This is a genomic window from Blastopirellula sp. J2-11 (assembly GCF_024584705.1).
Taxonomy (GTDB): Bacteria; Planctomycetota; Planctomycetia; order Pirellulales; family Pirellulaceae; genus Blastopirellula.
Genome location: NZ_CP097384.1, coordinates 3,180,116 through 3,205,270, shown reverse-complemented (window position 1 = coordinate 3,205,270; position 25,155 = coordinate 3,180,116). Strand labels below are relative to the sequence as shown.

Annotated in this window: 21 protein-coding genes; 14 read left to right on the top strand and 7 right to left on the bottom strand. The window is 55.7% G+C overall.

Annotated elements, in window-relative coordinates; all coding sequences use genetic code 11:
* Positions 1 to 25: 25 nt before the first annotated feature.
* Entirely contained in the window at positions 26 to 1,330 is a 1,305-nt protein-coding gene (locus M4951_RS12875) for a DUF1552 domain-containing protein (protein WP_262026884.1), read from the top strand.
* 18 nt (positions 1,331 to 1,348) lie between these two features.
* On the opposite strand, the gene M4951_RS12870 is transcribed toward M4951_RS12875, so the two are convergent.
* Complete coding sequence (locus M4951_RS12870; RefSeq protein ID WP_262026883.1) at positions 1,349 to 2,185, bottom strand: formyl transferase; 837 nt, start codon at positions 2,183 to 2,185, stop codon at positions 1,349 to 1,351.
* A gap of 402 nt (positions 2,186 to 2,587) precedes the next feature.
* Positions 2,588 to 3,562, bottom strand: coding sequence for a DUF4886 domain-containing protein (locus tag M4951_RS12865; protein ID WP_262026882.1), 975 nt, complete (start codon positions 3,560 to 3,562; stop codon positions 2,588 to 2,590).
* Positions 3,563 to 3,831: 269 nt separating this feature from the next.
* Between M4951_RS12865 and M4951_RS12860 the strand changes: the two genes are divergently transcribed.
* The 11 genes from M4951_RS12860 (at position 3,832) to M4951_RS12810 (ending at position 17,770) form a co-directional block, all read left to right on the top strand.
* Positions 3,832 to 5,184: a Gfo/Idh/MocA family oxidoreductase gene (locus M4951_RS12860; RefSeq protein WP_262026881.1), complete on the top strand. Its 1,353-nt coding sequence runs from the start codon at positions 3,832 to 3,834 to the stop codon at positions 5,182 to 5,184.
* 224 nt (positions 5,185 to 5,408) lie between these two features.
* On the top strand, positions 5,409 to 5,948 hold the full coding sequence (locus tag M4951_RS12855; RefSeq protein WP_262026880.1) for a sigma-70 family RNA polymerase sigma factor: 540 nt from the start codon (positions 5,409 to 5,411) through the stop codon (positions 5,946 to 5,948).
* Positions 5,945 to 7,351 carry a hypothetical protein gene (locus M4951_RS12850; RefSeq protein WP_262026879.1) on the top strand — a complete coding sequence of 469 codons (1,407 nt, stop codon included), beginning with the start codon at positions 5,945 to 5,947 and terminating at the stop codon, positions 7,349 to 7,351. Before M4951_RS12855 ends, M4951_RS12850 begins: the two co-directional genes overlap by 4 nt.
* Positions 7,352 to 7,409: 58 nt before the next feature.
* Positions 7,410 to 8,429, top strand: coding sequence for a DUF1559 domain-containing protein (locus M4951_RS12845; RefSeq protein ID WP_262026878.1), 1,020 nt, complete (start codon positions 7,410 to 7,412; stop codon positions 8,427 to 8,429).
* Positions 8,430 to 8,595: 166 nt separating this feature from the next.
* Positions 8,596 to 8,997 (top strand): hypothetical protein, encoded by a 402-nt coding sequence (locus tag M4951_RS12840; RefSeq protein WP_262026877.1) that lies wholly within the window; start codon positions 8,596 to 8,598, stop codon positions 8,995 to 8,997.
* Positions 8,998 to 9,078: 81 nt separating this feature from the next.
* Entirely contained in the window at positions 9,079 to 10,869 is a 1,791-nt protein-coding gene (locus tag M4951_RS12835; protein WP_262026876.1) for a 5'-nucleotidase C-terminal domain-containing protein, read from the top strand.
* Between the two features lie 185 nt (positions 10,870 to 11,054).
* Positions 11,055 to 12,023, top strand: coding sequence for a DUF1559 domain-containing protein (locus tag M4951_RS12830; RefSeq protein WP_262026875.1), 969 nt, complete (start codon positions 11,055 to 11,057; stop codon positions 12,021 to 12,023).
* A gap of 141 nt (positions 12,024 to 12,164) precedes the next feature.
* The gene (locus M4951_RS12825) at positions 12,165 to 12,563 is read left to right on the top strand and encodes a carboxypeptidase regulatory-like domain-containing protein (protein WP_262026874.1); all 399 of its coding nucleotides are present in this window, start codon (positions 12,165 to 12,167) and stop codon (positions 12,561 to 12,563) included.
* Between the two features lie 121 nt (positions 12,564 to 12,684).
* On the top strand, positions 12,685 to 15,651 hold the full coding sequence (locus M4951_RS12820) for a PVC-type heme-binding CxxCH protein (protein ID WP_262026873.1): 2,967 nt from the start codon (positions 12,685 to 12,687) through the stop codon (positions 15,649 to 15,651).
* A 70-nt stretch (positions 15,652 to 15,721) separates the two neighbouring features.
* A complete protein-coding gene (locus M4951_RS12815; protein ID WP_262026872.1) occupies positions 15,722 to 17,116 on the top strand; it encodes a hypothetical protein in 1,395 nt (464 codons plus the stop codon).
* Positions 17,117 to 17,170: 54 nt separating this feature from the next.
* Positions 17,171 to 17,770 carry a hypothetical protein gene (locus M4951_RS12810; RefSeq protein WP_262026871.1) on the top strand — a complete coding sequence of 200 codons (600 nt, stop codon included), beginning with the start codon at positions 17,171 to 17,173 and terminating at the stop codon, positions 17,768 to 17,770.
* 132 nt (positions 17,771 to 17,902) lie between these two features.
* Here M4951_RS12810 and M4951_RS12805 read toward each other — a convergent pair whose 3' ends face one another.
* From M4951_RS12805 to M4951_RS12795, 3 genes are all read right to left on the bottom strand, one after another.
* A complete protein-coding gene (locus tag M4951_RS12805; protein WP_262026870.1) occupies positions 17,903 to 18,715 on the bottom strand; it encodes a hypothetical protein in 813 nt (270 codons plus the stop codon).
* Positions 18,716 to 18,834: 119 nt separating this feature from the next.
* Complete coding sequence (locus M4951_RS12800; RefSeq protein WP_262026869.1) at positions 18,835 to 19,221, bottom strand: hypothetical protein; 387 nt, start codon at positions 19,219 to 19,221, stop codon at positions 18,835 to 18,837.
* A 447-nt stretch (positions 19,222 to 19,668) separates the two neighbouring features.
* Positions 19,669 to 21,948 (bottom strand): serine/threonine-protein kinase, encoded by a 2,280-nt coding sequence (locus M4951_RS12795; RefSeq protein ID WP_262026868.1) that lies wholly within the window; start codon positions 21,946 to 21,948, stop codon positions 19,669 to 19,671.
* A gap of 159 nt (positions 21,949 to 22,107) precedes the next feature.
* On the opposite strand from M4951_RS12795, the gene M4951_RS12790 reads away from it, so the two are divergent.
* Entirely contained in the window at positions 22,108 to 22,725 is a 618-nt protein-coding gene (locus tag M4951_RS12790) for a sigma-70 family RNA polymerase sigma factor (protein ID WP_262026867.1), read from the top strand.
* 211 nt (positions 22,726 to 22,936) lie between these two features.
* Here the strand turns inward: M4951_RS12790 and M4951_RS12785 are convergent, their stop codons facing one another.
* Entirely contained in the window at positions 22,937 to 23,323 is a 387-nt protein-coding gene (locus tag M4951_RS12785; protein ID WP_262026866.1) for a hypothetical protein, read from the bottom strand.
* A 336-nt stretch (positions 23,324 to 23,659) separates the two neighbouring features.
* Between M4951_RS12785 and M4951_RS12780 the strand changes: the two genes are divergently transcribed.
* The gene (locus tag M4951_RS12780) at positions 23,660 to 24,580 is read left to right on the top strand and encodes a hypothetical protein (protein WP_262026865.1); all 921 of its coding nucleotides are present in this window, start codon (positions 23,660 to 23,662) and stop codon (positions 24,578 to 24,580) included.
* A 183-nt stretch (positions 24,581 to 24,763) separates the two neighbouring features.
* Here the strand turns inward: M4951_RS12780 and M4951_RS12775 are convergent, their stop codons facing one another.
* Positions 24,764 to 25,138, bottom strand: coding sequence for a carboxypeptidase-like regulatory domain-containing protein (locus M4951_RS12775; RefSeq protein WP_262026864.1), 375 nt, complete (start codon positions 25,136 to 25,138; stop codon positions 24,764 to 24,766).
* Between the last annotated feature and the right edge of the window lie 17 nt (positions 25,139 to 25,155).

Below are 25,155 nucleotides of genomic sequence, written 5' to 3'. Positions count from 1 at the left end.
CCCTATCGAACTTAGGAATCGAACCATGAAACGTCGACTTTCGCGCCGCACCATGCTGCGAGGACTCGGAGTGAGTATGGCGCTGCCATGGATGGAGTCGACCGCGGTCTGGGGTGAGCAACCGAACAAAGCGAACGCCGGAGCGGAGGCGCCGCTGCGTTTCGCCGTGCTGTTCGCCGGCAACGGCTTTCATGGCCAAGAGTGGTGGGCCAAAGGCGCGGGCAAAGAGATGGAGTTGGGTGGAGTTCTCGCTCCGCTGGCCGACTATCGCGAGCGAATGCTCTTTCTGGAAGGGCTCTATAACGAAGAAGCGCTCAAAGGAAACATTCACAGCTCCCAGACCGGCAACTTGCTCTCCGGTGCGCCGCTCGCCTCGGGCGGCGAGATCCGTTCTGGCGCCAGCGTCGATCAGGTGTTGGCCCAGCGATACGGCCGCGGGACCAAAGTTCCTAGCCTGGTGTTGGCGTGCGAAAAGTCGAATCCGTCAGTCCACAAGAACTATTCGATGCTCTATAGCTCGCATATCTCTTGGAGTTCGCCAACCACGCCGACTCCACTCGAACTTTACCCAGCGCTCGCGTTTGATCGTCTGTTTAAAGAAGGCTCGCATCGTTCGGACCAAAGCGTCCTGGACGCGGTCCTGAGCGACGCATCCGATTTGCGCCGCAATATCAGCACCGCCGATCGTCGCAAGCTGGACGAGTATCTTGATTCGGTTCGCGAAGTGGAGCGACGAATCGACATGGCGGCCGAGCGCGGCGAACTGCAAGGCTGGAAGCCGACTCTCCAGCAACCGAACATCGCTCGTCCAGCCAACGGCGTGCCGCAAGATATCGGCGAGCATATGCGACTGATGTGCGATCTGTTGGTGCTGGGATTTCAGACCGACGCGACGCGGATTTGTACGCTCAAACTAAACAACGATCATTCGTCGCTTCGCTTTGCAAATCTCGGCATTGATTACATGATCCACCATTTGCTCTCGCACCAGGATTCTGACGACTGGTTGAAAGTGAATCAATTTTTTGTAGAGCAATTGGCCTACGTCGCACGCAAATTGGACGCGATCCAAGAGGGAGAGCGAACGGCGCTCGACAATTCGATGATTCTGTTTTGCTCCAGCATGCTGACTGGTCGGACGCATGATGCGACGCAGTTGCCGGTCCTGCTGTTGGGCGGAGCCGGCGGCAAATTGGAGACGGGGCGCGTTCTCAACTATCGCGACCAGCCCAATCGCAAGATGTGCAGTCTTTATCTGTCGCTGATGGACAAATTTGGGGTGACGCTCGACAAGTTTGGCGATTCGACCGAACGCCTGCCAAACATTTAAAGACGCTGCGTTCGGACTCTAAAAGCCCGATGCTGGTTTACCGATATAGATCGCGTCACGAGCCGTCGCGATCTGTTGGTTGCGTTGTTGTGATCGGCGACGCCACCAATAGGCCAGATCGTGTCGCCATGTCCGATTTCGGCCTAAATAGAGCGTTCCCTTTTCTTGGGGGGCGAAACCCTCAACCGTTTGCGTCTCTTCGATGCGGGTCAATATTCTCGGCAACAATCGCGCCGCGACTTGAGCCGCTTTGACCGTCAGCGTGTCTTCATCATCCTCTGAGGTGACTTCGATAAATCCATGCGCCAGGATCGGGCCGGTGTCGATCCCTGCGTCGATCCGGTGAATCGTCACGCCCACTTGTTCGTAGTCGCCGAAGTAAAGAGGCCAGAAGAACGTGTTCTCGCCGCGATAGGTGGGAGCGATTCCCCAGTGGATGTTAATGGTCGCCAGACGCGCTAATCCAAAGATCTCTGGCTTTAGAATCGGGCATCCCGACGTAATAATCACGTCGGGCTGCAGATCTTGAAGCAGTGCGACGTTCGCTTCACAATTGAATCCGTGAATAGATACGATCGATGGCTCCAAGTTTGACAAGTTGGCGGCGGCAGTCGGTCCCAGCAGTTTGGCCACCGTTTGAAAATGCCGAACGCCGCGCCAGTGATTGTAGCGCGATTGAATACGTCGGCCAATGAACGACAGCGGTGATCGCAAAACCTTCGCGTATTGCTTCCACGTCGTTGACTGCGAGGTCCAGACCGGTTGAATCAGATGTCGCAATCGACAAGTTTCGTGCAACTTCGCCAATACATAGCGATGCTGCGGAGTCATGGTGCTGATGGCGACGACGTTCAAGAGCGCTACCTTTGCTACGGATAAATTTGGAATCCAATCGATTCGTTTTCGCAATCACAGCGGCAGAAAAACGAATTGGATCGGAGTCCCCGCGCAGAAGACTCTTCAGAAACTTCACACGATCCGACGCTAGAACACATCTTCCCATGCGCTCTTATCGAATCGTGCAAATAAACTTCGGCTGGCCGTTTCTGCGGATACTTCTTCAAGACCGTATCCGACGATTTCACGTTCAGCGTCGCGGCAATCAATGCCTCGATTGCTATGGTAATTACCGTCGGCCAAGACGGAACGGCAATTTACGCAAAATACGCAGCTTTTTGCCCGGCGACATGCGATCCAGAGGGGGGGATTTGAATCTGACGTTCAACGACAAATGGTCAACCGGCGTGAGCCCGCATCTTATGGTTGCAAAGCATGGAGTGAAACGGCTGGCTGCGGGAAACTAGCGACCGTGTCGTGGGCGATTTCCTGCAGCACTCTCAGTTCATCGGCCGGTATCCCTTTCGGTGCAAAGCCATTCTTCCGGATATCATGACCGGTCAATGCTTCGAACCAGACGGCGCCGAGCAGATATTTTCCACGTTTGTTCATATGTTTGGGATCCAGCTTAAGCTTCCCAGTTCCTTGGTTTCGAGACCAGCCGACGACCAGCGAATTCTCTTGCCTCGGCAATCCCTTAGCCGGAGGAGATTGGAAGTTGAAATCTTTGTCCACTACGTACTGCCGATCCGCACGCTGACGGTAGGCTTGGATGGCGGCGCCAGAAGGAATGACCGGCGCCTGAAATTTTTCGGCGACTTGTCCGTAGGCCTGGGTAAGCTGCTCGTACATCTCCGCTTGCGAGATCTTCCATTGCGACAGCAAAGGAGCGTCGATGCGGTAGGCCCAAGTCTGATGAAACGCGATCTTCGCTTGCGGCGCATTTTTACCGATCAGCGCGACCAGATTGTCCCCATAGGGATGATAGGTCTCAAGTCTCCAACTGTTACTGCTCACTTGCTGCAGCGTGACCACGTCCCATGGCTCAGCGATCAGCATTTGTTGCAACGACGCCGATTCCTTTTTGCCGTTGCGGAGTAGTTGATATTTTTTTCCCTCTTGACCGGATACCGCCGCCACCGCGTTGTTCCAGTGTCGCTCAAGTGAGCAGCCGCCAAGATTTGCTTTCTTCAAGACGAGATTGACGGTTGGATCGGCCTGAAACATCTCTGGCAGATACGTGCAAGCATTATCGGCGAAGCTATTGCCGATCGTCAGCAGACGAACCGTTCGCACGTTGGCCGCTGGTTCTTTACCTTGAGCGCTGTAAGGGAGCTGAAAAAATAGTGTCAGTGCGGCGAGCCAAAGGAGGCCATTCGACAGAGACGCAAGCATTGGGCAGGAACTCCGGAGGGACACGAGAGAAGTCCCCAGTCTAGCATCGCGCCTACTGACATGCGAATATCTCATTAGTTGCGGCAAGCTGGTGCAAAGCCTGGTTTTTCCTGGTGGTTTAGGATGACCCAGGGAAAGTTGGCCCCTTGCGCTTGGCTGGCGATTTCCAAACTTCCTACCTCCTTCCCATCCTCCCCATGCAGCTGAGCGTCGCGAATGATTGTCGGCAGTCAGCGGCGGGGCTCCTTACCTATCTCAAGGGAACTCTCATGGCGAAAAACAGTTCGCGGCGCGCTTTTCTTCAATCGACGGCGGCCATCACCGCCGCCGCCGCCACGCTGGGGCCAAGCCTGTATGTCTCAGGGGCTGAGACGCCCAGCAAAGAGAAGCTGAACATCGGCATCATCGGCGCCGGTGGACGTGGAGGGGCAAATCTGAAAGGAGTCGCCGGCGAAAATATCTATGCTTTTTGCGACACCAATCCCGACGCGATGGAAAGCGTAAGCGCCGTTCTGCCGGGTACAAAGACCTTCAGCGACTGGCGTGATCTGCTGCAAGAGAGCGGGATCGACGCCGTGGTGATCAGCACGGCCGATCATCATCATACGCCGGCGGCCGTAGCGGCGATGCGGGCCGGTAAGCATGTCTACTGCGAAAAGCCGCTCGCTCATACCGTGCAAGAAGCTCGACTGATGCAGGAGGTCTATCTGGCCAACCAGGGCAAGATCGCCACGCAGATGGGGACGCAGATTCATGCGACCAACAACTATCGCCGCGCCGTCGAGCTGATTCAGTCAGGCGCGATCGGCCCGGTGACCGAAGCGCACGTTTGGTGCAGTCGCACCATCAATCCAGTCGAGACCGCCGTACTAAAACAAGAAACAACGCCGGCCGGGTTTGACTGGGACGTCTGGTTGGGACCAGCCGCGATGCGTCCTTACAATACGCAGTATTGGAAGGGGGGCAATCTCAACTGGAATCGTCGCTGGGAGTTTGGCAATGGCGTGCTCGGTGATATGGGAAGCCATTTGATTGACTTGCCCTATTGGGCGCTCGGCTTGCATCGCCCGACGAGCGTCGTTTCGGAAGGCCCCGCTGCTGATGAGATCGCCTGTCCGCCGTGGCAGCAGGTGACCTGGGAGCATCCGGCTCGCGAAGGGAACCCGAACTGGGCCGCGCCTACCAAGGTCGTCTGGTATCACGGTCCCGAAGGGATGCAGCGCCGCAGCGATTACCTGCAGCCGTTGGTTGGGGATGCGACGAAGATCAACGACTGGTCGATCGGCGTCGCTTTTGTAGGCCCGCAAGGCGTCTTGGTCGCCGACTATGGCAAAGTGGTCCTCGCTCCTGCCGATAAGTTTCAAGACTTCCAACCGCCGGCACAGACCATCGCGCCAAGTCTCGGTCACTATCAAGAGTGGATTCAAGCGGCGAAAACCGGCGGCGAAACGCTTTGTAACTTCGCTTATTCCGGCGCACTGATCGAGCACAATCTGCTGGGCAATGTTGCGCATCGAGTTGGCGAAAAACTCGACTGGGACGCTGCGAAGCTGCAAGCGACTAACTCTCCCCAGGCCAACGCATTGCTCACCAAGGAATATCGCAACGGCTGGAAGGTCTAGCCATTCTGAACGAAAGTCGGGGTGAAATCACGTTAACCCCTTATTTCACCGAGCTTTCTGAACCAACGAGCGCGGTCTCTCTATTGGGAGACCGCGCTCTTTTTTGCGCATCAAGAAAAATTTCGGTCGAGTTGGAAGAATCTTTGTAAGGTGCGGCCCATTTCTGTAGATAGTAAGGCGAGACCGACGCTCCTCACGTCAACTCCTTGCCGGACCTGGCTTTCATGTCGCACGATGACCAAACGTTGACCGACGAAGACTTCATTCGTCTCTTAACCACCTACCACGGGCGGATCTTGCACTATGTCGTCTCACTCGTCCCCAACCGGGCCCAAGCCGAAGACGTAATGCAAGAGGTTTCGCTGGCGCTGTGGGAGAAACGGTCGCAATACAATCCCGACCTCAACTTTCTGACTTGGATGCGGGCCTTCGCTCGAATCCAAGTGTTAATGCACTATCGCAAACAGTCGCGAGCGCCAACGCAATTGTCAGACGACGCGCTGCAGCGCGTCGTCGCTTCGATCGACGCCCAACAGCATCTTGTCGACGACCAGCTGACCTTACTGCGCAGCTGTCTCCAAAAACTGCCGCTGCCGCAGCGAGATTTGGTCAGTCGGTTTTACGATGGCCGCTTAGACGTGTTGGCGGTCGCCAAAGAAATGCAAATTCAACCGAACACGCTGTACGTCAAGATTCATCGCATTCGCGAGCGGCTGCTGGCTTGCGTGCAAAAACAATCCGCTTCGATAGGTATCCTAGTATGAGCGTCGATCGCTCGGACAATTCGCGCTCTCCAATTTCCTCCGAAATCGCCCAACTGGTCGGTCGTTGCCTCGGCGAGTTAGGGACCGAGGAAGATTGGCGCACGCTGAATCATTTGCTTGAGACCGATGACGACGTCTTGCAGTATTACGTAGCGCACAGCGGGCTAAACGCAACTTTGGGCGCACTGGTTGAGTGGGACGCCGATCGCGTTGCAAAGCCGGCGCGACATTCATCCTATGGGCTGATCGCGGCGACAGCGGCGCTGGCTTGTAGTTTGCTGGTTGGCTTGTCGCTCATCCTGCTTTGGTCGTTTCCATCCTCAAAGGGGGAGCCGTCGCATGTGGCGCGACGAATTTTCTCGACCGCCAGCGATTTGAAGATCACCGGCACTCCCGAGTATGAAACGCAAATTCCCCCGGGCCAGCGCATTACCTTCAGTGACGGTACGGTCGGTTTTTCGTTGCTTTCGGGCGTTGACCTGGTTGTTGATGGTCCCGCCGAAATGGAAATTATTTCGCGCAACTACGTCCGTTTGATCTCAGGTCGCTTGATCGCGAACGCCCAAGAGAAATCGGAGCCGATCACGATCGAAACTCCTCACTGCCGCATCAACGATCAAGGAGGACGTTTTGGACTCGTCTCGTTGGTGGGTCAAGCCGACAACATCGCCGTCTTTCAAGGTCAATTGAACCTGTCGCGCCGCAGCCAGACGCATGTGCTGCGTACGGGAGACGCCGTCCGGATTGACGGCGAGGGAGCGATCTCACGCTTGCCGACGGTCTTGGCCGGATTATTTCCGAATGATCGCGACATTAACCATACGACGCTCGCCGATAACGTCATCGAGTCGGTCACCGACAACGTGAACGATGATTCGGTCTACGCGTTTTATCATGTGGCGCCCAACGGCTTTGGCGAAGACGCCGTCGCCTACGTTGATCGCCAACATGAATGGAACAGCCTTGGTCCAAACGGCATCCCTCCGTTTTTGCGGAATGCCGAATACGTCATGACGATGAACGACGACCGCTTTCACGAAGCGGCGCTGCGAATCGATCTCAAGCTGCGCAAACCGGCGATGGTCTATGTGCTCTACACCGAGTGCATGTACGTCCCCCAGTGGCTGTCGCGCGACTTCGTCGATACCGGCTACAAAGTTGGGATGGATGAAGGTCCCTATTTGCATGACGGTAATTTCATCCATCAAAAATGCAGCTTGGCCGTCGGTCCCAATCATAGCATCGACAGCAACTTTCGGGTCTGGGCTCGCAAAATCGAAGAGCCCGGCGTGATCACGCTGGGAGGGGTCGATATTCGCGAATATGATCTGCCGAAGCCCGAGTATGGCGATCATAACGGAACCAATATGTATGGCATCGTTGTGACGCCGCTCGATAAATAATCAGAATTCATAACTATCGATTTTTATTACCGCTACTCTACTCAGGAGGTCGACGCACATGCGCACCACAAGACAAGGTTTTACACTGGTCGAATTGCTCGTCGTGATCGCGATCATCGGCGTATTGATCGCGCTGCTGTTGCCGGCCGTGCAGCAAGCGCGAGAAGCGGCTCGGCGAATGAGTTGCACCAACAACCTGAAACAGTTGGGTTTAGCCTTACACAACTATCACGACACGCATCTCACTTTTCCTTCGGGCGGCATCACCCCCGTTTCTGGCGATCCTTCTGTTAACTGCGGCAGCGGAAGCGGCAATGCCGCCGATTCACGAGCGCCGTGGTCCGTGTTGCTGCTTCCCTTCATGGAAGATTCGGCATTACATGACGCATTTGACTTCGGCGCAAGATTTTATAGTTCCGCAAATGCATCGACGGCCGCAGGATTCACCTCGGGAAACCCGAATTTGCAATGGACGCCCAATACGAAGTACGAGTGTCCCTCGGATCCAAATTCGAGTAGTGGACTTCCCAATTGCAATTATTACGGCGTCAGCGGAGGAGGTTCCGTTTCTAGCGGCAGCGCAGGAGTCTACCAGTCTGCCTGCCGATGTTGTCGATCCGGATCAGGAGCTTCGCGCATGCTCTACTACAACGGGATCTTCTCGAACAATTCAGGCGTTAAATTCGCTCAACTTACCGATGGAACGAGCAATGTCTTCATGGTCGGGGAAACGAGATACCATCCACTTCAGCGCAATAATCCGAGCGGCTCGGAAGTAATCGGAATGAGTTGGGCGTCCGGCATGCAGACCACATCAAGTTTACTTGGAGCGGCGTTCGCAGCGACGGTGAAGCCGATTAATGGGCTAAAGCCGTATGACACCTTGTCATCAGCGGATCCTTACATCTCGACTTTCGATTACTTTACCGTCATGTTCGGGAGCCATCATCCTGGCGGCGCCAATTTCACGCTGGCCGACGGATCCGTTCACTTTGCCCCTGAAACGATGGATATCAGCATTTATCGCACGCTCGGCGCCCGGGATGATGGGCTGCCGATTGGCGGTTTCGCTCGTTAGTCGCTACTTCCGTCTCTGCAAGAAAAGACCGTTATGCGTCGTCGCGTTAAGTACGGCGATGCATGACTGACTACGCTTCGCCTGACACGGTTCGTCAAAGTACTTAATCCATATTCAAAATTTCGAATCCAACAAGGCGCCTATTTCTCAACCTTGGGTATAAATCATGTCATCCAAACGATCATGCGTTACTGCGGTGTTGCTATTTTTTATGGCGGGTTGTTCTGCAAGCGTGGATGGACGTTATGCCGTCAATGGCCACGTCTCCTACAAAGGGAAACCGGTCCCTAGCGGCGAAGTCTCCTTTGAACCAGATACGGCGAAAGGGGAGCATGGCCAAGCCTCGTTGGGGCGTATTACCAATGGCAAGTACGAAATCCCCGCCGAATATGGAGTTCGTCCAGCGGCCTATATCGCTCGCGTTACAGGCTACACAAGTCTTTCGCAAGATGAGACTGCTGAACCAACCGGGGGACCGGTAAGAGAGCTGTTTCCCGTTTACATCACCGAGACCGTTTTCCCAGAGAAGAATTCAACGTTTGATATCGCGGTGCCGCCACAAAAATAAAAACCTGGCTCGAATCGATCCCGCTGTTTTTGAACGCCGGCATTTCTAATTTTAATCGTCCTTCCTGAGAAACTCATTTCCATGAACAGTCCCTCCAAACTTCACCCTAATCCGACATCCTTGATTGGCCATCGAACCCGATATTCAGCCTGTCTGTTGATTGTGTTGGCGTGTGCAGCCGATGGACTTGCTCAAAAAGAGGAGGTCGCTGTCAACGAAGTTTCGCAATCCGTCGTTGGACCGATCGATCTGGCTCTGACATGCCCTTCTCGAACCGGTCAAGGAGACCAACCTTATCGGCTGTTTCTGCCTTCGGCTTATGACGGAAAACGAAAAGTGCCGTTATTTATCGCGATGCATGGGACGGGAGGCAATCAAAACAAATATTTTGATCACCCAGGGTATGGAGACGGCATTTACAAACGAGAAGCGGAGAAACGCGGGATTGCTATCCTCTGTCCGCTAGGAACAGAGGAGCGAGGCGGTTCCCTCCCATGGCAGAGGGCGACTGAATGGCGAGGCGTTGGCGAAAACAACGTGATGATGGCGATCGAGGATGTCTGTCAGCGATTTCTGATTGACGAGGATCGTATCATTTGCAGCGGCCAATCGATGGGCGGCAGCGGCACCCATTATCTCTGCGTACGATATCCCGATTTGTTCGCGGCGGGGATTCCACTGGCTTCCACCTATGAGCATATCACCCTCATGCCGAATCTCCGGCACGTTCCGATGTTTTATGTGCAAGGAGCAAACGACTGGCCGATTTACGCTCAAGACGGCCCGATTCCCTTGACCGCCGAATTGAAGCGCCTCGGTTTCGACGCAACGCTCTGGATGGTCCCCGGCGTGGGACACAACACCATGGAAGTCAGTACTGAAAAAGTTCTGGACTGGGCGCTCGAGCAACGTCTCGTCAAAGCTCCCAAACGGGTCACCTTCCGCGCTTATCTGCCGATTCATGGTCGCGCCTATTGGACGGAAATTCAGGAGATCGACGAGATCGGAAATTTTGCGGAGATCGATGCTCAGGTGGAAGCGGACAACCAAATTTCCGTTGCTCTTCGCAATACCGTCCGAGCGGCGATTCGACCGGAACCCTCCCTGCTAGATCTCGCCGCGCCGATCACCCTATTGGTCAACGGCCAAAAGTTGTTTCAAGGCGAATGCTCCATTCAAGAGGAGATTCGGCTTGTCAAAGAAGGGGATGCCTGGACGGCCGCTATCGGTCCCCGCAAACCGCGATCGAGAACCGCCTATCGTACTCATAAGATCGGCGTAGCCGTTGATTCTCCCAATTGGGAAGACAAGGCGGAAACGACGATGGGAAACTGGACGTGTGATGCGATCCGCGACGCGACCGGGGCGGATATCGCCATTCAGACGCAGAATCACTTTCGAGGCATTCCATTCCAACCTGGTCAATCCATCTACCTCGTCGATCTAATCAATTGGTTGCGTCCCAGCGAACGCCGCTTGGTTACCTTCGATATTTCCGGAGCAGACCTGGTGAAAATTTTCGAATTGAATCTGCTGGATAGTCCGAGTAAACGGAAGCAGTTTATGGTGCATGTTTCCGGCTGCCGGTATGCCTTCGACCTCAGCGCTCCGCTAGGCCAAAGGATCACCTCGACCGACCTGGACCCGGACCGGATCTATCGAGTCGCCTGTTCTTCGAATGTGCTAACCCGTACAGACACGCTAGAACTCGCCGACTTACGTAGCAAGATTGACTTTGAATGGCACGAGCCGACGACGGTCTCATCCGCTTGGAGATTTATTGAGAAATCTGGAGGCAAAGTTACTTCCAAGTTGGAAGGCCGTATCCAGGATGTAACGCCATCCGAACAACGAAGTAGTGCAAGCAAATAGATTCATGCGATGGTTTCACTTCGTCAGTTTCCATCCCCACCGAGAATAGGATGCGCCGCAGCCCGAGTTCGGCGACCAAAACGAAACCAACACGTATGGCATCGTCGTGACGTCGCTCGATAAATAATCAGAATTCATAACTATCGATTTTTATTACCGCTACTCTACTCAGGAGGTCGACGCACATGCGCACCACAAGACAAGGTTTTACACTGGTCGAATTGCTCGTCGTGATCGCGATCATCGGCGTATTGATCGCGCTGCTGTTGCCGGCCGTGCAACAAGCGCGAGAAGCGGCTCGGCGAATGACGTGCACGAATAACCTGAAGCAATTTGGGCTGGCGCTGCACAACTATCACGACACGTTTCTGGCGTTTCCCGGCGTATCGCACAAATGCGCCGACGCGGGAACCGGAACGGAAGGAACTCACGCTCATTGGACCTGGGGAACGCAGATCATGCCGTTCATTGAGCAGTCCAATACGTACGACATTTTGTCGGCTCCTAATGACTATATGCATGACGCGATCGCCGACGCCACCCGATTCGCGATTCTGCAAACGCCGATCAAAGCGTTCCGTTGTCCTTCGGACGTTGGTCCTGATCTGAACTCCAAATACTTATGCGTGGGAGAGGAGATCGCGTTGTCCAACTACATCGGCTGCAATTCGCCGCAGGAAGTTTGGCGCGGTAAGCCGCGCGGTCTTTTCGTCGCCGGCAGTCGCGTTCAAGGGGATGATTCAGAAAAGCGACGTCAAATGCGCGATGTCATCGACGGCACGAGCAATTCCATCGCGATGGGCGAACGTGCTTGGAAAATCAACGGCGTCGAACTAGGGGCCGGCCTCATCTATGGCATGAGCGGCAATTCGGACGTGCAATTAGTCGGCGACTATAACCATGGATTTATCTCGGTCGTCGGCGCCGGCAAACCGCCGATCAACTGGACCTTGACCTGCGGCAGCACCTGCAATGACGTCGACGGACGCGAAGGCTTTTCCAGTTTGCATCCCGGCGGCGCTCAGTTTGTGTTTGTGGATGGCTCCGTCAAATTGCTTTCGGAGACGATTTCTCATACGCCTGGCGGGTCGGTCGAATCGACCTATGAACTGCTGCTGTCGATCAACGACGGGCTGGTAATCGGCGAATACTAACATCCATCGTGATTCTTCCCGAATCGAACATTCCGGCGATCGCGCGGCGAAAGACGCAATTTATCGACACGAAAGCGTTCCCACCGAGTCGCCCTGTGCATTTATTCAAGGAAAGCGAAGATGTGGCGTTGGAAAATTCAAATGGCTCTTTTGAGCGCCGTTTGCGCGCTTGCAGGCTGTTCCGACAACGGGCCGGCGATTGGCTATGTTGTCGGAGAGGTTACTCTGGACGGCAAACCGCTGGAGAACGCGATGGTGTTGTACTCGCCGATAACGCCGGGTCGCCCCTCGTTGGCCGTTACCAACAACGAAGGCAGATACGAGCTGACCTTTTCCGGTACGCGAAAAGGGGCGACCGTGGGGGATCACACGGTTACAATCACCACGGCACAAGACGCTAACTATGACGACTTTGGGAACGTGACCAACGCCGCTGTGCGTGAACGGGTTCCCAAAGAGTTTAACACCGATACGCAACAGCGAGTCAGCGTCGAAGCTGGCGACAATCAAATCGACTTTCACATCCCGTCCAAAAAATAGCTTTCCTGAAAACCGCTTCGCTCAGCGGCGTTCCCTTGAACGCCGTCTCCTACCTAACTCAACTCGCGTCCTGCGGCAGTTCGCTGTTGGGCGCGACACCCGCCATTTGGAGCCTTATTGGATGCCTTTTTCCTTATTCGCCTGTGGGCGAATCGTAATCATCGCGATTCTGCTGTTTGCAGCCTGCAGTTTCGCCGAAGAACTAGACTTCTCCGACCAACTACCGCGCATCGCGCCGCGCGAGCCTGCTGAAGCGCTGCAGACGATGCAAGTCGCCCCTGGCTTTCGGGTTGAACAAGCGGCGTCTGAACCGAACGTGGTTGATCCCGTGGCGCTGGCGTTTGATGAAGATGGCCGCCTGTTTGTGATCGAGATGCGCGGCTACTCGGAGGATGACGGCCAAATCTTGGGGCGCGTCCGATTATTGGAAGATCTCGACGACGACGGCGTCTACGAAAAGAGCACTGTGTTCGCCGATAATCTCTCATGGCCGACGGCGATCACTTGCGCCCGCGGCGGCGTCTTTGTGGGCGCGGCGCCCGACATCTACTTTTTGAAAGATGACAACGGCGATGGAGTCGCCGACCAACGACGCGTCGTCTTTACCGGTTTTGGCAAGACGAACGTGCAAGGGTTGCTGAACACCTTCCAATGGGGACTCGATCATCGCATCCATGGTGCGACCAGCAGCAGCGGCGGAATCGTCCAACCGGTCGTAAATGGAGAGCCGCAAGGAGATGGCGTCAATCTCCGCGGACGCGACTTCGCCATCGATACCGCGGCGATGACGCTGTCGCCGACCAGCGGCGGAGCACAACACGGGATGAGCTTCAATGACTGGGGCGACAAATTCGTCTGCTCGAACAGCGATCACTTGCAGCAAGTGATGTACGAAGATCCTTACTATTCTCGCAACCCCTATGTCGTCCCACCGATGTCGCGGCAAAGCATCGCCGCCGATGGTCCTCAAGCCGACGTCTATCGCACCAGTCCGGTCGAAGACTGGCGCGTGATTCGAACGAAGCTGCGTGCCGAGAAAGTTGTGCCCGGCGTGGTCGAAGGGGGAGGGCGCCCGGCTGGATATTTCACCGGCGCTACCGGCGTCACGATCTTCCGCGGCGACGCTTGGCCAGCCCAGTTCCAAGGCAACGCCATTGTCGGCGACGTCGGCAGCAATCTGGTCCATCGCAAACAACTGAACCCGCAAGGGATCGCTTACAGCGGTGCTCGTATCGATGAAAAAAGTGAATTCCTCTCATCCAGTGACATCTGGTTTCGGCCGGTTCAATTCGCCAACGCGCCTGATGGATCGCTCTACATCGCCGATATGTATCGCGAAGTCATCGAGCACCCGAAGTCGCTGCCGCCGATGATTAAACAGCATCTCGATCTGACCAGCGGTCGCGATCGAGGGCGAATCTATCGTATTGTTGGCGAAAAATATCAACGCCCGCAGACGCTGCAACTTTCCAAAATGTCCGCCGTTGAGTTGGTCGAACTCTTGGAGGATCCGATCAGTTGGCGACGTGAAACGGCGGCACGCTTGTTGTATGAACGCAACGACACGACAGCGGTGCAAGATTTGATCGCGATGGCGAGCGAAGGCGAAACGCCGCAAGGGCGCGTCTTGGCGCTCTACGCGCTCGCAGGCCTAGACTCTCTCAATGCGGCGACTCTGCTGACTGCGATCAAGGATCCGCATCCGCGGGTGCGTCAGCATGCAATTCGTCTTAGTGAACCGCTGCTCAGCAAGTCGCCGGCGCTGCGACAAAACATCGCTGCATTGGTGACCGACAGCGACTCGCACGTTCGCTACCAGTTGGCCTTTACGTTGGGCGAGTTGCCGGTAGCGGAAAAACAAATGCCGCTGGCGCAACTCGCGCATTCGGACAGTTCCGATCCTTATTTCGCCGCCGCGATTCAAAGCAGCGTGTCGACAGGCGCCGGATCGCTGCTCGCGGAATTGACAAAACAATCCAATCCGCCCTCCAGCGGCGAAACTGCGTTGATCCTCGCTCTGGCCAAACAAGTTGGCAAACAACAGCGGAAGGAAGATATCGCCGCGATCTTGGCCGCGCTGCCGCAGTTGAACCAAGCCAACGCTCCCCTGGCGTCGCAATTGATTCAGCAAATGGTCGCCAACGGCGATTCGACCTTGGCGACGCAGTTGTCCTCTTCGATCGATGGCAACGGCGCATCGATGTTAACTCGAATGTATGACCAAGCGTTGGCGATCGTTGTCGATGAGAAGGAGACCATCGACAAGCGAGCCGCCGCGATTCCGACGCTTCGCTTTCGCCCGTTCGACGCGGATCTGTTCGCCGGTTTGCTGGAGCCGTCGCAACCGCTGCTGTTGCAACAAGCGGCGCTGCAGACGCTGGCCTATTTTAAGTCGGCCGAAGTCGCCGATCTGGTGATCGAGCGTTGGCCAGCGATGAGCCCGTCGCTGCGGCAGTCGGCGTTTCAAGTTCTTACGGCGAATCCCCATGGAATCGCCCAACTGCTGGATGCAGTGCAAGCCGAGCAGATTCGGACTGCCGATCTTGACCTGGCCATGCTGCAAACGATGAAGTCGCTGGTCAGTGACAAACTAGCGCACCGGATCGACGCATTGATGAAATCCGAGTCCAAATCAGATCGCGACGCCATTGTTCAGGCATATCGCGGGGCGCTGCAGATCTCTGGCGATGCAACGCGGGGGGAAGCGGTCTTTCTGAAAAACTGTTCTAGCTGTCACCAAATGAATGGGAAAGGACACGCGATCGGCCCCAATCTTGCCGCGATGAAAAACCGGGGCGCCGAGGCGATTTTGATCAACGTGCTGAATCCCAATCTGGAAGTCAATCCGCAGTACCTGAGTTATGTTTGCCTGACCAATGACGGTCGCGCGTTGACCGGCATCATCGCCAACGAAACCGCGACCAGCATCACGCTGCTGCAAGGAGAAAATAAGTCGGAAACGATTCTCCGGATCGACATCGATCAACTTCGCAGCACCGGCGCGTCGCTAATGCCGCAAGATCTGGAGAAGCAAATCGACCAACAAGCGATGGCCGACTTGCTTCGCTATTTGCTCGACCAAAAGTAGATATATCCTCGTCTGATCGGCCTGTGTCGCCTCCCCGCTAATTCCTTCCTCAAGATAGATCGCCAATCCTATGCCAAATCATTTCTACTCGATTCGAAGAGTCGCCTCCTGTTTTCTCATGCTGCTGATCGCGACGGTCGCCATGACCTCGGTTTCATGGGCGCAGGAATTGCGCCTGGCGACCTTCGCGGCGGACGCATCTCCCCCGGTCGGCAGTCCGTTGGCTTACGTGACGACGCTCGGCGTGACCGAGCCGCTCAGCTGTCGCGGGATTATTCTGCAAGGGAAAGAAACGATGGTCTTTTGCACCATTGATTGGCTGGGGGTCGCCAATCAATCGCAAGACGACTTTAAACGAGCGATCGCGACGGCCGTAGGGACCACGCCTGAGCTGGTCCTGCTGCATGCGCTGCATCAGCACGATGCGCCGCGCGCCGATCACACGACGGCCGATATCCTGCAAGACCTGGACGTACCCAATCAGCACTTTGATGAAAAGTGGATCCAGCAGGTCATCCGCGGCGCTGCCGACGCCGCCCAAGCGGCGACTGCCAACATGCAACCGATCACCCACTATGGCCTTGGTGAGGGAATCATTGAAAAGGTCGCGTCGAATCGCCGCATCGTCGGCGAAAGCGGCAAAGTCGAGTTTACTCGCACTTCCGCGACAGGAGATCCCAAGGTTCGCGCCATGCCGGTCGGGCTGATCGATCCGATGTGCAAATCGATCAGTTTTTGGAACGACGATCAGCCGCTCGCAGTGCTCACTTACTACGCGACTCATCCGCAAAGCTACTATCGAACCGGCTGGGCCAATCCCGACTTTCCTGGCATGGCTCGCAACGCGCGTCAAAAAGAAACAGGCGTCTTTCATCTCCATTTCAACGGCGCCGGCGGCAACGTGACGGCCGGCAAGTGGAACGACGGCGCAAAGGAGAACCGTCAGGTGTTGGCGGACAAGGTCACCTTGGGGATGAAAAAAGCCTGGGAAGCGACCGTAAAGTATCCGCTAACCGCCAGCGACGTATCGCTCGAATCGATCGATGTGCTGCTGCCATGTGCGCTGCATCTGAATGAAGAAGATCTTCTCTCGTTGGTCAACGATGAAAAAGCGTCGGTATTTGATCGCATGAAGAGCGCCTCGCGATTGTCGTGGTGGCGTCGCTGCGAGCGCAAAGAGCCGATCACCGTCTCTTGCCTCTCGCTCGGCGAAGCGCGCATCTTGTTCATGCCGGGCGAATTGTTCGTCGAATACCAACTGGCCGCGCAGAAGATGCGGCCTGACCTATTTGTCGCCATGGCGGCTTACGGCGAATACGGAACCGGCTACATCGGCACCGAAGTTTCCTATAGCCAAGGAGGCTACGAAACGAGCCCTACCGCGTCCTACGTCTCGCCGCGAGTTGAGCAAGTGTTGCTAAAAACGATCTCGCAGTTGCTGCAAGCCGACAAGGTTTCTGAGTAGCGGAACTGGGGCAAGGTCCCTAATTCTTCGACTTTTGCGGCCTAATCGCATAAGATGGTACTTAGTACGCAACGCGAATTAGTGCCGCTGGGAGAAATGAACTTGGGATTTACCGTCTATTACCGCTCGACTGAACCTGTTTCGGACACCAATTCTGTTCGAATTACTGACGCCGCCAGCGCCCTTTGTCGCCAGCGAGATTGGCTAAGCTGCGAACCGGTTCGTTTCTCCAATTCGACCGATGGCCACTTGAAAGGTGGCAGCAAACCAAACTTTTCACCGCATCCCAAAGATGTCGCGTCTTTCAATCAGCAAGAACTGCCTGACGGTACGATGCACGACGCGTTGGAAGTGTTATGCGAGCTTTCGCGTGAGCATAGCGTAAGCTGGGAGTTTTCACACGATCATGACGAAGGGCCGATCGGCTTTATCATCGCTGGACAATGTGACGAGAATTTGCTTGCTCAGATCGAGGCGCTCGACGAACTGGTCACCATGATCTCCGGCGTCGAAGGCTCCAACGCCGAAGCGCCCAACATTTATGTCGAAGATGACTTGGTGGATGACATTGTCGATGATCTGGGCGAATTCGATCCCGAAGCCGAAGTGGAGACCGAGGAAGAGGAACCGCCGATTCTAAAGTTCCCCGGCTAGAGCGGTTTCCTGCTAGTTGACCTTATATCGACATCAGCCGCGCGGCTGATTTTTTGGAGAAGCAGCCAAGAAAAAGAACCGCTCACCACAATCGAGTGATGAGCGGCAGCGCTGCAACTTCTCTCGTTTCGACTAGCGAAACCGAACGGCGGTCTGCTCCGCTTCTCCCAAGTCAAGATCGTCCAGGTCGATCGAATCCATCGGCGATGCAGGAGCCGCCGGTGCGGAGACTCCACCTTCGACAACCGGAGCCGTATCCACCGCCGGCGGCGCCGTCGTTTCGATCGATTCTTCGACCACGGTCGTTTCCTCAACGACCAATGGAGCGATTTCACTACGATTGAGAATCAAGATGTTGTTCACTTCGTTGCATTCGATCAGTTCGTCAAAACTATCGATCGCGACGATCAGCGTGTTGAACTCGACAGCGGCGCCCGCAGGATTGTAAATCGCCAAGCAAGTAAGCGGCAACTGAATCTGCAGCTCGAGCACGGCGCCCGCTTCGATGCGAGGAACCGTCACGATCGCCGTGGGCGAATAGGGTTGGATTTGGCCGCAGGCGCCGACGACCGACACGCGGAAGTTGCCGACCGGAATTTCGCTGCAATTTTGCAGTTGAATCTGATAGATCGGCCCGGCGCCTTCGCACGCGTCGGAAATCAGGCTGACGCACAGCAGTTGCAGATCGCCCGGCTTGGACATGACGCCCAAATGGGGATTGTACATCGCTCCGCCAAAACCGACCTGGCCCGACTGACGCAGCATTCGCGTCTGCATCAGCAAGTGGATGACATGGCCGCAGCTATGCGTCCGAATGCCCAGTACTTGATCGGTCCGAATATTTTCCGCGTTGACCGGCGCCGCTACGGGCTCAGCGAAACAGTGGGAGATTGCAACGCTCGAGACAAAGCTCAGCGTTAACAAGACGTACTTCAAACGAGACATGATTTCTACTCCGGTAGGATTGGATTGGTTGGCGTTGTTTTGGTTGGGATTCAAAAAGAGCCCGACGGCCATGAAAGGCTCGTCGGGCTGTAAGGGATTTCGTTCCGGCTCGGCTCTGCTTAGTAGCAACCCCAGTAGCTGGTGTAGCAAGGGGTGTAGCAAACCGGAGCGTAGTAAACCGGGCGATAGCAGCTGTAGTAAGGACGGTAGCAGTTGTAGCCGTAACCATATCCGTAGCCGCCGTATCCGCCGCCGTAGCCACCATAATTGCGGTAGCCGTAACTGCGATAGCCAAAGCTGCGGAAGCAGGCCTCGACCGCGTCGTCTTCGCTTTCGGTACCGACATTGCTGGCCAACTTGTCGACATCGATGTCAAAACCTTCGTCAACGATCGAGACGTCAGCGTCTTGAATGTTGCTCAGATTCAGCCCGAGGGAGTCATCCGCACGCAAAGCGACAGTGAACAAAAAGACCGGAACGATCGCAAACAAAACTTTCTTCAACATGGCTTGGTTTCCTGGTACGGCGTGGTTTGGATGAAGGTCAACTGATTCGCCGTGTTTTCAGTTGACTTGGTTAACTTGTTACTCTGCACAGCGGTAAGCCGAACCGTTTGTTACAACCATTCCCAAGAAATATCGCCGCAGGCCAGAAAAGCCGAAAAAAGACCACGAATAACTTCCCGCCAGCGCTGGGCGCCATGCTTTTACGGTTTGAAGTTGCGCTATTTTGCCCAGCCACGTCCGGTTGGCCGCGATAGCTCCGCTATCGGGGCCGACGAAGTCGGTAAGAGGCATCGAGCCGTGGTCGGACCTAGAGCGGTGGTTGCCGCGCCGTTTGAAATGGCGAAATGGCCCCGAACTGCATACCGGGAACCAATGCCTCTTACGGCTGCGCCGCCCCGATAGCCGAGCTATCGCGGCCAACCGGGAAATGACGCAACTTCAAAGCTCTTACGAGCGGCTAGAATCGCGCGTATCGGCAAACAGATCGGCTGTTTTCAGCAGCGCCTCGATATCGGCATGCACCGAGCGGGACAAACTGAGCGCAAATCCAAAGCCGATCGCGCCGGCGGCGCTAAGCACTTTGAGCGCTAAGCTACTGTGCGGATCGTCCATGTGCCCGGCCGAGAGTAGCAGCATGACGCCGGCGGCAGGCACGCCGCCGGCCAAATAGAGAAACCAATCCATATGTTTAGCCAGCCAGCGCAACTCGCGAACATCGGATGTGCTTAACGGCTCCGCTTCGAGCAGAGGGGGTATAAAGGCGCGAATCGCCAACGTCGAGAGAAAGAAGAATGGATAGGCGGCGGCGATCATGCCGCAGATCAACAGAGAGCCCAGAAAATGAGCGTACCACTGCCGCTCGAGTCCTCCCAAGATCAGGTGTAACGCGACCGGATAGGCGATCCCGGCGATCGTCCATTCGGCGATCCCCAGATAGCTGATAAATCGACCGATACGAAAGGCGCGCCGTCGGGCCAATTGCAGATCGGTCGGCGCTTCTTGATCCAACACATGACGCAGTCCTTTGACAAAGGGCCAGACATAAAATCCCCCCAAGATGATCGCCAGAGGAAATGCGATCGAGTTGATGACGAATTGAACGTTCCAGAACGCGTCGTAGGAATTGGTCCCTTCCAACTTGCGAATGATGGCCTGATCGTTGTAAACGAAGTTGAAGAACCCGGCGACGGCGTTCGGTCCAATGCCGGCGATCGTCGTCGCCAACAACGGATGTCGCGTCGCTAGACCTAACAAGCCCCGTTTCGAGCGATCTTGCAGTCGCGCGACTCGCGGCTCGAGACAAAGCCCTAAATCGCGCGCAAGATGATCGGCCGTTTGATAGCGATCTCTCAACTCCGGCTTTAGACAACGTCGCAAAATCGCTAACAACCGTCGACCGACGTCGTCGGTCGGCATCTGTTTCGGTTGCGGAATTTGCTCGCGGCGAATATCGGCCATCCCCAGCAACGACGTGTACCAACTGCCGACGATCGCCTCGTCGCCAAACGGTCGTTCGCCAAACAACAGTTCCCACAGCAACACGCCGAGCGAAAAAACATCGCTCCGTCCGTCCAAGTCGCTCGCCTGGCGATGATGCTCGGGATGGCAAGCTTCCAACTGCTCTGGCGACATATAAGCGAGACTACCGCCGAAATAGGCGGCGGGGCTCGTCCCTTCCAACTGCGAGCTAAAGCTGATGTTGAAGTCGGCCAGTTTCGCCGTGCCGTTCGCTTCTAACAGGACGTTGGCCGGCTTCACATCGCGATGCAAAATGCCTTGCAAGTGGGCGTAATGCAGGGCGCTGGCCAATTCCATGCCGATCCGACAAGTAATCTCCGACCAGGGACGATCGGCCAGTTCCGACTTCAGCGGAACATTTTGTGCTGTGACGACCCCTGTTTTGTCGAGCGTTTCGGCGATCGTCTCCGCCAGCAGGCTGGCGTCGCGGCGTTGTTTCCGATTTCCGTCCCGAATGACGCCGTGTAACGTTCCGCCGGCGACAAACTGCATATAGAGCAGACGGAGGTTTTCGCCCGGCAAGCGGCATTGATCGTAGACGCGGACAATGTTCGGGTGATCCAATTGGGCGAGCGTTTGCGCCTCGGTCCCGCGATCCATCGAAATTTTCAGCGCCACCAGGCGCTGCATCGTCTCTTGTCGGGCCAGAAAGACGCTGCCAAACGCGCCGGCGCCCAAGGCCGACATCAGATAAAAATCGCCTACTCGGTCGCCGGTCGCGAACTTGGCGTGCGCGCGGCCATCCGACAGCGACGTGGTCATCGTCTCGCTATCCAACTTGAACAAGCGGACGATCGCATCGGCCTGGCCGGGAAATCGTTTCCCATATTCGTGAAGATCGACCTGTTCGCCCGACGTTTTGCGGACATGATATTCCTCGAAGATCAGATCGGTCGGCATCCCGTCAGGGCGACTTAATTCTGGAAAGCGTTCGTGATAGTCTTCTAGGCGCAGAAAATCGCAATTCCGTTGCCGCCGATATTCCATGTCGATCTTAATCAACTCGATCAAGACCATCCGGCGAAAGACGCCGTGCTCGGGAGGCAAATAGTCCACCAAACGCGGCGGCAACGAATCGGCTTCCCATTGTTCGAGAAACCGCTCCATAAACCCGGCCAGCGCATCCCAGCTTGCGCCAGCATCTTCCAGCTTCAGCGGGATCGTGGGTTGGTCGTCGATATTGATTTTCGGTTTACCTTGCAGTCCCATACTTCTTGCCTGCGCCAAAAATGCGCCACCACGGGGCTAACGATTTTCACCCGCTGCCCGCCGAATGACAAGTGAAGAGAAAAAAGTGAGCTCGATTTATTTCGAATTGTGGTAATATCAATCGCACCGAATTTACCCAGCTTACGATTACGGAGCGACATGCTTGTGAACGATGAAGCGGCGCTTGTGGAACAAATCAGCACCGGTGACGTAGACGCGTTGGCGAAGTTTATCGATGCGCGGAAACATCATCTGATGGCCTATATTCACCGCCGCTTGGGGCCGGCGCTCAAGTCAAAGGTCGAAGCGGAAGATATCTTCCAGGATTCAAGCGTCGAAGCGATCCGCGCCATTACCCCCGAGTTTCCCGGCGACAAAGACCCGTTCTCCTGGCTCTGCCAGATCGCTGAACGCAAGATCGTCGACGCACATCGCCACCACTTTGGCGCTCAAAAGCGAGACGCCGGTCGCGAACGTTCGCTCGACGGGCGGCCTGCTGGGGGAGCCGGAGACGTAGGCCTGGTCAACTTGCTGGTCAAAAGCATGACCACTCCCAGCAAGGCCTTTTCACGCAATGCACGCGAGTCTCGCCTGCAAGCGGCGCTCGCCGAGTTGCGAGAAGATCAACGAGAAGTGATCCGTCTAAAATACGTCGAAGGCTGGCCATCCAAAGATATCGCCAACGAATTAGGCAAATCGGACGCCGCCGTCCGCGTATTGCTCACGCGCACGCTGAAACAGCTGCAAGCCGTGCTGGCCGAGCAAGAGTTGCGCTAGTCATGAGCGTAGGGCGGCCGTGCCTGCCGGGAATGCCGATAACCATACGATCCTCTCTGCAGACCATCCGAATCACACGTGGTTCGTGGTCCGCACAGCTGACCCGACGCTCGCTTGCGTCCGTATGTTTATCGCCGGCGCATCAAAAAAAGCCCGACGGTCGCAATGGACCAGTCGGGCTTCCTAAGTTTACGCGTCGTCGCGGTAGTGCTTAGTAGCAACCCCAGTAGCTGGTGTAGCAAGGGGTGTAACAAACCGGAGCGCGGTAAACAGGGCGATAGCAGCTGTAGTACGGACGGTAGCAGCTGTAGCCGTAACCATAACCGTAGCTGCGGTAGCCGTAGTTGCGATGTCCATAGCCACGGTAGCCGCGGCTGTGATAGCCAAATCGACGGAAGGAAGCTTCCATCGCCTGATCGTCGCTTTCGCTGCCGGCGTCGGCCGCCAACAGATCGACGTCCAGGTCAAAACCTTCTTCGACGATCGACACGTCCGCATCTTTAATGTCGCTCAAGTCAAAGCTGAGCGAGTCATCGGCTCGCAGCGCGACGGTGAACAAGCAGACAGGGACGATCGCGAACATGATTTTCTTCAACATGACTTGGATTCCTAAATCGGCGTTGGTTGGCTGGAAGTCAACTGAATCGCCGTTAGTTTCAGTTGACCGAAGTTGCGTTGATACTCTGCAAAGCGACAACCCTTCCGGTTTGTTACACCCTTTCTGAAAAAACCTTCCTGCGCAGCCCGTTTGCTCCAGGCCTTATTAAAGGGAGCGTCAAAAAACGGTTGGATTGGACGGCGCCCCAGTCGCGATTTTCCGGCTCTCTTCCCCCCCGCCAACTAAGGTCTGTAACAAACTGCCGAGGTTCTCGCTTAACTAGGTAGAGCCCTTCGCTACCCAAGAAAACCGAAGTTCAAAATCGCAGGTAATGTCATGTTCAAAACGATCGCTCCCCTGGTTTGCGGCCTGATCGCTTCGCTCACTTCCGTTGGACTGGCCGACGAAAACGACCTGTTTTCCGGCGTCCGCACCGACGTCGTCTTTGTAGACAGCTCGACGAAAGGGACGATTTCGCCGATCACCCGGATCAATTCGACCGAACAACTGAACCAAATGCTGACCGCAGCGGGTCTCGAGAGCAAAGTCGCCGGTTCCCGCGTCGTGCTGGCCAAAAAGGCACTAGATGACTGGGATTTCAACGTGCTGGTGACGATCTCGGAAGACGAGATGAGCATTGGACTGACGATGCCGCTTAGCACGCTCAAAGACGAATCCAAACTGACCTCGACCCAGTTGCTGAAGCTGCTGGAAGCGAATCAAAAGCATGCCCCGTCGGTTTTCACCTTCAGCACCCAGCGGAAGCGAACCGAACTGTTCCGCATTTTGCCCAACGAAGCGATCACCGGACAAAAGCTGCGCGACGAAATCAACCGTCTGGCGGTGCTGGCCAAAGAGACCGTCGATCTCTGGAAAATGCCTGGCGCCAACACCAATGCGAGCGACGCGGTCGCGTCCGAAAAAGCGAGCCCCGCAGCGACGGCGCCGTCCACTTCGATCACAGCCGCCTCGCTGATCGGCGCTTGGAGCGCCGCGAAGTCGAAGACCGAAGCGTTGGCGATCCGCTTTGACGCTGACAGCAAGTTCCAGTTGGTCTACGTCAAATCGGGCAAGCAATCAAAATCGAAAGGAAAATTTTCGATTCAAGCGGACACTCTCTCGCTAGTCGGCGACGACGGAATTCGCTTGGCAGGCAAGCTGACGATCACCTCGGCGACCAAATTCACTTTCACCCCGTCGGCGACGATCGGCACGCTCGAGTTCAGCAAAGCGACCCCTACGAAGGCCGCCAAGTAAGGCCTCGCAATCCCGACTCGGCTCTTTTGGGTAGCCCGGGCTGTAAGCGATTTCTAGACTGCCTCCTAGAAGCGTTTGCGGCCCGGCTTTTTTTCTTGGTGGATCCAATTTTGTTTCGATTCTTTCAATCGAGTTGAGCGGCGCGCCCCGCACGAAGTGATGTCCGCGCCCCTCGGTACGTTCTTACATGTCGACTGCAAACTCAAACGTCGTTTGTTCCTCCGACACGACCGCATGGAGCGGGCTATCCTTACTCGCAAATTTTTCGAACTCCGGCGCGATTCCTAGGCCGTCCATCGACATGCGAAGCACACTGACCGTGTATTCGCCTGGCATTAGTTCGTTGATGGTGAACTTACCTGCGCCGTCGGTTACCGCACGCCCCAACGTTTTGGTATTGGGCGAATGAAACGTCACCTCCGCCTCTCGGCACGGCTTTCCGTTCATGGTGATCTTGCCAGAAACCGTGAGGAAGTTTCCTGGATCGATCTGTTGAGAACATGCTCCGGCGAACAACGTCAAAAAGATGGCGGTCATGCCAATACAGTGGTTATTCATTGCGACTCTCCTTCTGA